Here is an 11247-nt window from a genome sequence, read left to right on the forward strand (position 1 = left end):
CTAACCTTTGACTGCGCCGCTCAGCAGGCCGGAGGTCAACCGGCGCTGCAGGAAGGCGAAGAACACCAGACTTGGAACGGTGGCCAGCACGGAGGCGGCGGCGAGCGGGCCGAACTGCACCTGGCCCTCGGCACCGACGAAGCGGGCGAGCACCAGCGGAAGTGTCTTGAGTTGCGGGTCCTGCAACAGGACCAGGGCGAAGAAGAACTCGTTCCACGCCGAGATGAAGGTGAACATCGCGGTCGCGATCAGCCCGGGCCGGAGCAGCGGCATCACGATCGAGACGATCGTCCGGACCCGGCTCGCGCCGTCGACGGACGCCGCCTCCTCCAGCTCGCGCGGCACGGCAGCGACGTACCCCTGCAGCATCCACAGCGCGAACGGCAGCGACCAGACCATGTAGACGATCACCACGCCGGGGATCGTGTTGGTCAGGTGCAGCGGTCGCAGGATCATGAACAGCGGGATCACGATCAGGATCACCGGGAACACCTGGCTGACCAGGATCCAGCCGTTCGTCAGCGGCCGCAGCCGGCTGCGGAATCGGGCCAGCGCGTACGACACCGGCAGCGCGACGATCAGCACCAGGATCGTGCTGTAGATCGAGATCTGCAGGCTGTTGCCGAGGCCGCGGACCAGGCCTTGCTCGTTCAGCGCGTCGGAGTAGTTGGAGAACTCGACGTGCTTCGGGAGGATCGACGGCGTGATGCTCGCGAACTCCTGCGGCGACTTGAGCGAGCTGGAGATCAGCCAGAGCAGCGGGAAACCGAGGAAGATCAGGTACGCCAGCACTGCGACGTACTGGAGGACGCGGGTTGCCGGACGGGTTCTCATGCTTCGCTCCGCAGGCGGTTCCGCAGGTAGAAGAACAGGAACAGGATGATGATGACCACCATCACGTCACCCATCGCGGCGGCCATTCCGAAGTTCCCGTAGCGGAACGCCTCGTTGTAGGCGAAGAGCATCGGCAGCATCGTCTTGCCGCCCGGACCGCCGGCCGTCAGCACGTAGACCAGGCCGAACGAGTTGAAGTTCCAGATCATGTCGAGGCTCGTGATCGCGACGATGACGGTGCGGAGCTGCGGGAGCGTGATGTTCCAGAACTGGCGCCACGCGCTGGCGCCGTCGACCGCGGCCGCTTCGTACAGGGTGCGGTCGATGCCTTGCAGGCCGGCGAGGAGTGTGACGGTCGTCATCGGCATACCGACCCAGATACCGACCACGATCACGGCCGGCAGCGCCGTACTGAAGTCGCCGAGGAAGTTGATCGGGTGGTCGGTGAGGTGCAGCTTCTGCAGGATCTCGTTGACCGGGCCGTTGGTCGGGTGCAGCAGCAGTCGCCACATGATCGCGACGACCACCGGGGGCATGGCCCACGGGATCAACGCGAGGGTCCGGGCGACGCCGCGGAACTTGATATCGGTGTTGAGCAGGAGCGCGAGGCCGAGCGCGGCGACGAACTGCAGGATCGTGACCGACAGGGTCCAGATCACGCCGATCCGGAACGACTCCCAGAACAGGTTGTTGTGCAGCAGCTTGCTGAAGTTGTCGAAGCCGACGAAGTTCGTCTCGACATGCAGGCCGGCGCGCGCGTCGGTGAAGCCGAGCGCGATACCGCGGATCAGCGGATAGACGCTGAGGATCAGCACCGGCAGCAAGGCGGGCAGGAAGAGGAAGATCGCTTCCCTGTTCTGCCTGGGCTTACCCGGCTTCTTCACCTGCGTCGGCGCGGTCAGAGTCGCCGTCACGGGGTGGACCTCCTGATACTCAACGACGGTTGTACGACGATGCGTCGTGGCGTCCGCTCGTTGTCCTCGATCCTTGCCAACAGCAACTCAGCCGCCCGCCGCCCCCGCTCGGCAGACCCCAGATTCACACTCGTCAACGTCGGGAAACACTGCTCGGCCAGCTCGCTGTCATCCATCCCCACCACCGCGACATCCTTCGGAACCTCGAGTCCGGCCGCAGCCAGCTCGTGCATGAGCCCGACGGCGAGCAGGTCGTTCGCGCAGATGACGGCGTCGAACCCACCACCGAGGAGTTCGGGTGCGGTGGCGCGTCCGGCGGCGAACGTGAAGTCGGTTGCCTCCGCGAGGGCGGCTGGCTGTAGGTCGTGGGCTTTGAGGGCCTCCGCGAAACCCTTGGCTCGGGCGGCGCCGGGGACGGTGTCGGCGGGGCCGTTCAGGAAGGCGATTCGGGTGCGGCCCTGGGCTACCAGGTGGTCGACAGCGAGCAGCATGCCCTTCGGGGAGTTGGCTCGGACGGTGTCGACGCCGGCCTTGGCAGGCACGTTACCGGCGACTACGACCGGCACCTCGCACTCGCGGATCGACTTGACCAGGTCCTCGTCGACGCGGATCGGGCTGATCAGCAGGCCATCGGCGTACCCACGGGCCATCCCCCGCACCAGCGCGACCTCGTCGACCACATCAGGCCCGGTCGTCGTCACCACGAGCCGGTAGCCGGCCGCGGACACGACCTCCTCGACCGCCCGCATCATCGTCACGTACACCGGGTTACCGACGTCGGCGACCGCCAGCGTCAGCTGGAACGTCCGCCCGACCTTGAGCGATCGCGCCCTCGCATCCGGTACGTACCCGAGCTCCTGCACCGCTCGCTGGACCCGCTCGACCATCTCCTCGGTCGCGGGCAACCCGTTCAGGACGCGCGACACCGACGCCACCGAGACCCCGGCCGCCCGGGCCACCCCAGCGATCGTCGGACGACTCACGCCGACCTCCTGTAATCGTTCTTGTAATCGTTTACAAGCCCGACAGTAGGACGCCGCCGCCCGGCGGTCAACCTCAGAAACCGCCGCTAGACCAACCTGTGACTTATTCCTCGGTCTCGTCCGCGCCGGGCCGCTCGGCCCACGGCGTCTCCTTGGCCGGGCGGACGACGATCAGCTTGTCGCCCGCGGCCAGGACGGAGACGTTCGAGTCGTAGTACCGGTGGACCTTGCCGTCGCGGACGACCGAGACGACGCGGTCGGGTACGGCGGACGGGGGCTTGCCGACCTCACGGCCCAGGACGGGGCGTTCGGCGACCTCGAGGCCCTCGCCGTACGTGAGGAGGTCTTCCATCACCTCGCCGAGGTTCGGGCTGACGGACGTCAGACCGAGCAGCCGGCCGACCGCCTCCGACGAGGTGACGACGGCGTCCGCGCCGCTCTGCCGGAGCAGCGGCACGTTGTCCTCCTCGCGAACCGCGACCACGATGTGCGCGTTCGGGTTCAGCTGCCGCACCGCCAGCGTGACCAGGACCGCCGAGTCGTCGCGGTCGGTCGTCACGATCACCTCGCGCGCGGTCATCACCTCGGCACGGCGCAGTACCGTCCGGTTGGTCGCGTCGCCGTGGAAGGCGGCCATCTGGTCGTTGCCCGCGTCACCGATCGCCTGCGCGCGCGGGTCGATCACCACGATGCTGTCGCGGTTGACCCCGTTGCTGATCAGCGTCTGGACGGCGGAGCGGCCCTTGGTGCCGTAGCCGACGACGATGGTGTGGTCCTTCATCCGTTTCCTCCAGCGCGTGTCGCGCATGATCCGGCGACCCTCGTTGGCCAGCACTTCCAGTGTCGTACCGACCAGAACCACCAGGAACGCGATCCGCAGCGGAGTCACGATGAAGGCGTTCACCAGCCGGGCAGTGGGCGTCACCGGAGTGATGTCGCCGTACCCGGTCGTGGTGAGCGTGACGGTTGCGTAGTAGATGCTGTCGATCAGCCCGACTTTGCCGTCGTAGCTGTCCCGGTACCCGTCACGGTCGACCACCACGATCAGCACCATCACGGTCAACAGCCCCAGCGCGATCAGAATGCGGCTGAAGAGCTGAAAGAGCGGCGAGCGCGTGCTCGCGGGCAGGTTGACCAGCAGACCGTGTGGGTTCCGACCGGTGGGAAGGGGTGGCACGGTTCAGACGATATTGCACCGCAGGCCGATCCACCGCATGCGACAGGCTCCGGTCGGACAGAGCGACACTGACCATCAGACTGTCGCCGTCCCGCACCACACGCGACCGCATCCGCAGCCGCTCGAGGGTCCGGAGCATCGCGTAGTTCTCGGGCTGCACCATGCAGACGAGCCGATCGGCACCGAGCGCCCGGGCCTCTTCCACCAACTGGCGCAGCAACCGGAGCCCGAGGCCCTGGCCCTGCCAGCCGTCCTCGACGAGTACGGCGACCTCCATCGTCGTGGTGCCCAACTCCTCCCACGGCGCGGCTGTCGCCATCCCGACCACGGCGCCGTCCACGTCCGCGACCACCGACACGCCACCGGCCGGCGCGGACAGGTGCCGCGCGGTACGGGCGGTCAGCTTCGGCATCGGCACGTGGTACCGCCGGGTGCGGCTCTCGTACGAGCACCGGTCGTGCATCGCGACCACGGAGTCGGCGTCCTCGACGGTCGCCGTCCGCAGCACAGGTACGCCGCTACCGGGCCGGGGCCCTTCCGCCACGTCGTACCGCTCCGCGAGCCGTCCGGCGATCTCCACGAGTACGTCGGCCCGCGCCCACTCCGCCGGCGTGTACTCGTCGAAGCCCTGCAGGTTCCCCAGCTCCTCGTCGACCGATACCGGGTCGTCGAGCAACCGCAGTACAGCGCGCAGGTAGCGCGTCGGGGCATCACTCAGTACGTCGGCCTGGCACGGGCGGACCGTCGTACCGACGCAGCCGGCCTCGGCCACGAGTGCGGCCAGGTCGTCGGCGTTCCAGCCGACACCGGTGGAGACCACCAGCTCGTCGACGGCGCCGGTCTCGGCGGTGAAGACCTCGAGGCTGAGGATGTTGATGTCGTCCGCACCACACCGTGCAGCGAGTTCGGCCAGAGCACCGGGCCGGTCGGCGAGTTCGGTCCTGATCTTCCAGAGCATGCGGACGCCCTCCCTCGTGGAAACGTGCTTCCACTGTCCGTCCGCCCTGTTGCCCCGCCGGGTCCGGAATGTTACGCCCGCGTCAACCTTTGCGCCGGACCTTCGGCAGGTGCGGCATGTGCGGGCGAGGCTTCCGCGCGGCGAGGACGACGGCCGGCTCCCGTTTGTCCAGGTCGGCGTGCCGCAGCAGCTCGGGGTACGTCGCCTGCGGCACCGGCGGGTATGTCGTGACGATCGCGTCGCCGGAGAACACGAAGAAGATCGCCTGACCGTCCTTGATCACCTTCAGCAAGGAGCCGTCGCGCACGGTGAGAGCATGCTCGACCGCCTTCCGGCGCGCGGAGCGTTTCGCCCACGCGGCCTGGACCGCCTGCTGGGCCGGCTCGCGCCCGTGCCGCACCGCCTCGACGACGAGCGGGCCGTACCGCACGCCGTACTTGACGATGTTCTTCGCCAGCTTGCCATTCGTTTTCCCCGCACCGGCCATGCACCGAGCGTACTGGCCGCGGGGTTACGCGGCGGCGTTCTAGCTGGGGCGGGCGCTCCTGGCCTCGATGGCGTTGACAGTCTTCGCGAAGGCTTTGGTCAGCACGGACTTGCCGACGGTCCCGACAACGAGCGCGAGCAGCCGTCCCTTCAGGTTCTTGCCGTCCCGGACCACGGTGACGTCCACCGCGGTCGTCCCGTCGGGCTGCCGCGTGAAGTCGTAGGTGTGCCCGGAACGTCCGCCCCAGATGTTGGAGTCCGTCGTGGTCAGCACGACGTGCTCGGGGTCGGACCAGTCGTACCGGAGGCGTTCCCAGATTCCGGACGACCCTTCGGTGACATCGGCCTCGTGCTCGCCGCGCGAGTGGACGACCAAGTACTCGTCCGTGCTGTTCCCGAACAGCTCCTTACGGCCCGGCCCGAAGTCCGTCAGCCCGGCGACGAACTGCTCAGGCGTCACGCTCGTGGTCGCATGCAGACGAATCGTGGCCATCCGGGGCTCCTTCGACGGTCGGGCTGTTGGCTTCCAGGTATACGGCACAGCCACCGAAGCGGGTCACAGGCGGGCCTCCGCACACCCATTTCGGTCAACCGGGTCGCGTCGGCATGCGGACGTTCGTCGCGTCAGGCACCATGGACGCCGTGACCACCCCCAACCCGCGCCGTCCGATCCTGCCGGGCAACAAGTTGTTCGAGTCGCTGCCCGGTGCCGCGGACCCGGCGACCGTCACCGAGGCCGCGCACCGGACCGCCGAGCTGCTGGTCCGCGGCGTACGCAAGTCCGAGGACGCCGAGGTGCATGCCCGGGTGGTCAAGCTCGCGGATGAGTACGGCCTCGACGAGCTGGCCGAGCTGTGGTCCGACTCCCCCGCCGACTCGCTGCCCGGTGCGCTCTGGCGGCTCTATGTACTGCGCTCCTGGGTGCACTCCAACGCCGAAGAGGTATCCCGCGAGTTCGCCACCGGCCGCAAGTACGCCGAGGTGCACGCCGTCGTCGCGGGCGTCGCCGAGCCACCCGGTCCGGCCGAGGTCCGCGACATGGTCGACGCAGTACTGCGGGGTGTCGCGACCGGGGATTTCGCGACCACGCTGGACCGGGCGGCCGCGTTCGCGCGGATCATCGCGACCGGGCGGGCGCATCTCGCGGACGACGGGCATGACCAGGTGCTTTCCGCGTCGAAACTGGTCGAGACCGCAGATCAGCTGCAGACCGCGGCGCGCGCCGAACGCGCCGGACATTTGTGGTAGTTGCGTCCGGCGCGTTCGGATGTTATAGCGGTAGTTGGTGCGTCTTGAAGCCCGAGATCCCAACAGGACAAGGGGTTTGGGCACCGGTTACACTGTTCGAGGTGTCGGGCCGGTGCAAGCCCCGGGTCCCAAAATTAGCCGCTACGAGCGGCCACGCGCCGTGAGGCGCTTCCCGGTCCGGCACCTCTAACTCACCACTCCGTAGAAGTGGTTCAGCGTCTGCGTGACCGACTTCCCGTGGGTGTCCGTCAGCTCGACCTTGAGCGTGACGAACGAGGTCGCCTTCAGGTTGTTGACCAGCGCGATCGCCTTCGTGCCGAGGTTGACGGTCGGGACGTTCGCCCAGGTCGCACCGTCGTCGTACGACGCTGACACGCGAGCCGTCGTGAAGCGGCCCGCGCTGTACCACTGGCCGGACTCCGCGCTGATCGTGACCGGGAACGCCGGGACCCGCGCTGCCCGGTCGTGGAGGTCGACGGGCAGGTCGTAGTCGGGGAACAGCAGCGGCAGCGGCTTACCCGCGTCCGCCGACGAACTGCGCCACTTCCACCGGGTCTCGACCGTCGACGGCGACTCCCACTTGTAGTCGCCGCGCTGCCAGCGGATCAGGTCGTACTTCAGCTCGAGATCGGTCGCCGCTGCCGGCACGTCCCAGACACCCTGGCCGTAGTACCCGTACTCCCCCAGCGAGACGCCGTTCGCGAACAGCTCGGTGCCGCCCAGGTCGAGGAAGCCCTGCGACGAGAAGTGACCGGGCTGCGTGTCCGCCCAGCTGGCGAAGTTGCTCCAGACCGTGTTGCCGTCCCGCGCCGCCGGGGCGTACTTCTGCCCGGTCGTCTGATCGGTCACGAGCCCCGGCCGCAGTCCGGCCTTGTACCAGCTCTCGCTGTGCCGGCTTCCCGCCCTGTACGCCGTCGCCATGGACGTCATCAGCGTCGCGAACGGCCACGCCATCGCGTCCGCGTGCCCGACCATCTGCGACACCTTGGTGTCCTTGTCGGCGGTGACGAGATGCTGCACGCGCGTCGGCGCCGCGACCGATCCGCGATCGCCGGTCGGGATCAGGTTGATGCTCCACGGCCGCCACACGTCGACGTACTCGGAGTACGTGTAGTCCTTGCCCGGCGTGTAGTACGTCGCGTCGATCGTTGCCAGGTCGCGGTCGCGGACCCGGTGCGTCGGCTTGCCCTTCACCTGCTGCTCGTGCGTGAACGCCAGGCTGTAGAGGTACGGCGACTTCGCGCCGGCGGGCGATGCGTACTGCCACCCTTCGACCACCTCGAACGTCCCACGACGGGCCTTGGACGTCGTTCCGAGATAGACCTTGACTGTCGTGCCGTAGCTGCGGCTCGACGACAGGATCCAGTTGTCGATCACCCGCCCGTAGGTCAGGCTGCCGGCCTTGCGTTGCGTCGGCCGGTCGGTTGTCACGGTCGCCTCAGCGGCCGTGCGGGCGTCGTACGTGATCGTGGTGTTCTTCGTCAGCGTGAGCTCGGGATCGCCGAGGAACGCGTACGAGTCCACCAATCCATCGGCGCCGTCGTGCGCGATCGTCGCGGCCAGCGAGTAGGTGCCGGCGCGCAGGTGCAGCGTTTGATCCGTGCCGTCGAAGCCGACTCGCTGCGCGGCGATGCTGTCGAGGTCGAAGACATCCAGCGAAGAGATCGACGTGGCCGGCTTCCCGTCGCGGTCGATCAGCTTGAACGTGACGTCGACGTACTGCGGCTCGAGGTAGAACCCGAGCGGCGTGACCACCGTCTGCCCGCTGTTGCTCTTGGCAACCACGCGGGTGCTGATCGCGCCATACAGGCCGTAGTCGATTGCCTTGGACGGGTCGACTGCGACCGGTAGGTCAGCGGTGCCACCGGCCGGGATGGTGAGCGAGTTGCCGAACGTGATCAGGGACGACGGCAACGGTTTCCCGTTGTTGCCGCGGGCATCGGCCGTGACGGTCAACGTGACGGCCTCGGTGCCGTCGTTGTGGTAGGTGAGCTGCTTCGTGACCTTCTGGCCGGAGGTGTGCGGCCAGGCGAACGTGCCGAGATCGGTAGTGGCCGGACCAGTGACCTGTTGCGTCACTGCCTGCGCGACGTTGAGTTCACCGGCTCCTTGCTCGTAGATGCCGACCTTGCTCTCCGCGCGTACCGAGTTCTGCAGGACCGCCTTGAGTTGCTGGCCGGTCCAGGTCGGGTGCTCCTGCTTGAGGATCGCTGCCGCACCGGCCACGTGCGGCGTCGCCATCGACGTACCGCTCATGTCGATGTACGCCGAGTCGCCGCGGCCGCCTGCGCGGGCGGCGGTGATGTCCACGCCGGGCGCTGCGATGTCGGGCTTGACCGCGTGGTTCGCTAGTACCGGACCGCGGCTGGAGAAGTCCGCCGTGGTCTGCGTGAGGTCGGTGGCGGCAACGGTCATCGCGGACGCGGCGCAGCCCGGGCTGGTGATCGCCTCGGCCGGTCCGCCGAGGTTGCCTGCGGCAATGACGAACAGGACGCCGGACTCGGCGCTGATCCGGTCGACGGCGGCTGCCATCGGGTCGGTGCAGTCGACGGGTTCCGACGTACCGATGCTCATGCTGATGACGTCGGCGCCCTCGGCGACGGCCCACTCCATGCCGGCAATGATCCAGGAGAGGTCACCGCTGCCGTAGTCGTTGAGCACCTTGCCGGACAGCAGTTGGGCGCCTGGCGCGACACCCTTGTTGCGGCCGTTGGAGGCGACGCCCCGACCCGCGACGGTGGAGGACGTATGGGTGCCGTGACCGTCGTGGTCGGCTACGTCCGGGCTGTCGGTGAAGTTCTTCTGCTCCTTGACCGCACCGACCAGGTCCGGGTGTTCGGCGTCGACACCTGAGTCCAGTACGGCGACCGTCGTACCGGTGCCGTCGTACCCGGCGGCCCAGGCCTGCGGAGCGCCGACGTACGGGACGCTCTGGTCGAGGGTCTTGTGCACCTTCAGGTCGAGCCAGACCTTCTGGACGTCCCGACCGGTCGACAACGCCTGCCAGGTGTCGTGTGCACGGGTCTTGTCGGTCTTGTACGCAGCTGCGCTAACGGACGGCAGCGCCCGCGTCCGAGTGGAGCCGGCGGGCACGGCCTGCTGGGCGGCGCGGGCGGTCGGCTTGTACGTCGCTATGACGGGGATCTGGTCAGTGGACGAGTCGTCGTACCCCTGCCGGATCAGACCGCTCACGTTGAACAGCGCCTGGTCCACCTTGCCGCTGTTGACGAGGCGGGCGGCGCTGTCGGGTACGACGTACAGGTCCTTGCCGACGGTCCGCGTCTCGTAGCCGGAGTCCGCTGCGTTAGCTGGGAAGAAGCGCACGTTGCTGCGGCCTGAGCCGGCCGGTGACACCTGCACTTTGTCGCCGGTGATCAAAGTGACCGACTTCGTGCTGTCCACCTGGACGGGCAGGGAGGGCTCGGGCGGCGCTGCGGCCGCGGGAGGAACAGTGAGGGCGAGAAGGGCGGTAATGGCCACGCCTATCAAGGCTTTGCGCATGGGGATGAGTTCATCGCAAAACCGCCAGCGAAGGATGGGCAGTCGGTGGCAAGATTGCGACAATGCGGTTACCCGCCAGGCTCTGACTCCCACTCCCCCGCCCACCGGGAGGCATCGTGCTCGACGTGCTCGGACTGGATGACTCCGAAGAACTCGCGTACCGCGCCCTCGTCGAGGTGCCGTCGTACGACGCTGCCGAGCTCGCTGCCCGGCTCAGCTGTCATCCCATCGAGGCGGCACGCTCCTTGACCGCCCTGGAGACGCTCGGGCTCGCTGCCCGATCCAGCGGCAGCTCAGACCGGTACGTCGCCTCGCCGCCGTCGGTCGCGCTGGCTGCGCTCGCGGTGCAGCGCGAGGAGGAGCTGCGACGAGCGCAGCGCGAGATCGAGTCGCTCGCGGAGGTGTACCGGGGCACGGACACCGAGCGGTCGGTCAGTGACGTGGTGGATGTGGTGCGCGGGGCCAATGCGGTCGGGCAACGGTTCGCACAGCTGCAGATGTCGGCGCGGGAAGAGGTGCTCGGCTTCGTCAAGGCAGAGATCGCGGTCGTGCCACCCGAGGACAACAAGGAGGAGGACGCCGCGGTCACGCGAGGAGTTCGCTACCGCGTGCTGATCGAGCGGAGCGCGTTCAACCGGCCCGGGTTCTTCGCGGCCGCGTCCGATTCGCTGAACGCGGGCGAGGAGGTCCGCGTCGTACAGGAGCTTCCGATGCGGTTGCTGATCGTGGATCGGCGGATTGCGTTGGTGCCGTTGTTGTCTGGAGCAGGGGGCAGCATCGGTGCGCTGATCGTGCACAGCAGCGGGATGCTCGACGCACTGCTCGCTCTGTTCGACCGCGTGTGGCGTGACGGGCTTCCGCTCGTACTGGGCTCGAACGGCATGGCGGAAGGGCTGACTGACGGATTGCCCGATCTGGACGCCCGCATCCTCGGTCTGCTGCTGGCCGGCCTCACCGACCAGGCGGTGGCCAACCAGCTCAACCTGTCCATGCGCACGGTCCAGCGTCGCGTCCGCGCTCTGATGGACCTCGTCTCCGCCGACACGCGCCTCCAACTCGGCTTCCACGCCGCCCGCCGCGGCTGGATCTGAACCGTTCAGGGTCGGATCCGGGGATAACCCCCTGTCGGTCCCGCTCGAACGCGAG

General features: G+C 68.0%; 10 protein-coding genes. 2 read left to right on the forward strand and 8 right to left on the reverse strand.

All coding sequences use genetic code 11. The features are described from left to right. The 7 genes from ACFWUU_RS38380 to ACFWUU_RS38410 all read right to left on the reverse strand — a co-directional run bounded on the left by ACFWUU_RS38380 (position 1) and on the right by ACFWUU_RS38410 (position 5845). The gene (locus tag ACFWUU_RS38380; protein ID WP_137257691.1) at positions 1–834 is read right to left on the reverse strand and encodes a carbohydrate ABC transporter permease; all 834 of its coding nucleotides are present in this window, start codon (positions 832–834) and stop codon (positions 1–3) included. Beyond that, on the reverse strand, positions 831–1748 hold the full coding sequence (locus ACFWUU_RS38385; RefSeq protein WP_380183300.1) for a carbohydrate ABC transporter permease: 918 nt from the start codon (positions 1746–1748) through the stop codon (positions 831–833). The genes ACFWUU_RS38380 and ACFWUU_RS38385 overlap by 4 nt, the downstream gene beginning before the upstream one ends. Beyond that, positions 1745–2731, reverse strand: coding sequence for a LacI family DNA-binding transcriptional regulator (locus ACFWUU_RS38390; protein ID WP_380183302.1), 987 nt, complete (start codon positions 2729–2731; stop codon positions 1745–1747). The genes ACFWUU_RS38385 and ACFWUU_RS38390 overlap by 4 nt, the downstream gene beginning before the upstream one ends. Before the next feature lie 103 nt (positions 2732–2834). Then, positions 2835–3785, reverse strand: coding sequence for a potassium channel family protein (locus tag ACFWUU_RS38395; RefSeq protein WP_233715027.1), 951 nt, complete (start codon positions 3783–3785; stop codon positions 2835–2837). Beyond that, positions 3757–4866 (reverse strand): GNAT family N-acetyltransferase, encoded by a 1110-nt coding sequence (locus ACFWUU_RS38400; RefSeq protein WP_380183304.1) that lies wholly within the window; start codon positions 4864–4866, stop codon positions 3757–3759. Before ACFWUU_RS38400 ends, ACFWUU_RS38395 begins: the two co-directional genes overlap by 29 nt. A gap of 82 nt (positions 4867–4948) precedes the next feature. Beyond that, positions 4949–5353: a hypothetical protein gene (locus tag ACFWUU_RS38405; protein ID WP_233715029.1), complete on the reverse strand. Its 405-nt coding sequence runs from the start codon at positions 5351–5353 to the stop codon at positions 4949–4951. Positions 5354–5392: 39 nt separating this feature from the next. Continuing rightward, entirely contained in the window at positions 5393–5845 is a 453-nt protein-coding gene (locus tag ACFWUU_RS38410; RefSeq protein ID WP_380183306.1) for a hypothetical protein, read from the reverse strand. Positions 5846–5985: 140 nt separating this feature from the next. Between ACFWUU_RS38410 and ACFWUU_RS38415 the strand changes: the two genes are divergently transcribed. Beyond that, positions 5986–6600, forward strand: coding sequence for a hypothetical protein (locus ACFWUU_RS38415; protein ID WP_380091333.1), 615 nt, complete (start codon positions 5986–5988; stop codon positions 6598–6600). 186 nt (positions 6601–6786) lie between these two features. Here ACFWUU_RS38415 and ACFWUU_RS38420 read toward each other — a convergent pair whose 3' ends face one another. Further along, the gene (locus ACFWUU_RS38420) at positions 6787–10080 is read right to left on the reverse strand and encodes a S8 family serine peptidase (RefSeq protein ID WP_380183308.1); all 3294 of its coding nucleotides are present in this window, start codon (positions 10078–10080) and stop codon (positions 6787–6789) included. A gap of 137 nt (positions 10081–10217) precedes the next feature. Here ACFWUU_RS38420 and ACFWUU_RS38425 point away from each other — a divergent pair, with 137 nt between their 5' ends. After that, the gene (locus ACFWUU_RS38425) at positions 10218–11192 is read left to right on the forward strand and encodes a helix-turn-helix transcriptional regulator (RefSeq protein WP_202877913.1); all 975 of its coding nucleotides are present in this window, start codon (positions 10218–10220) and stop codon (positions 11190–11192) included. Positions 11193–11247 lie beyond the last annotated feature (55 nt).

The organism is Kribbella sp. NPDC058693 (genome assembly GCF_042715335.1).
GTDB classification, from domain to species: domain Bacteria; phylum Actinomycetota; class Actinomycetes; order Propionibacteriales; family Kribbellaceae; genus Kribbella; species Kribbella jiaozuonensis.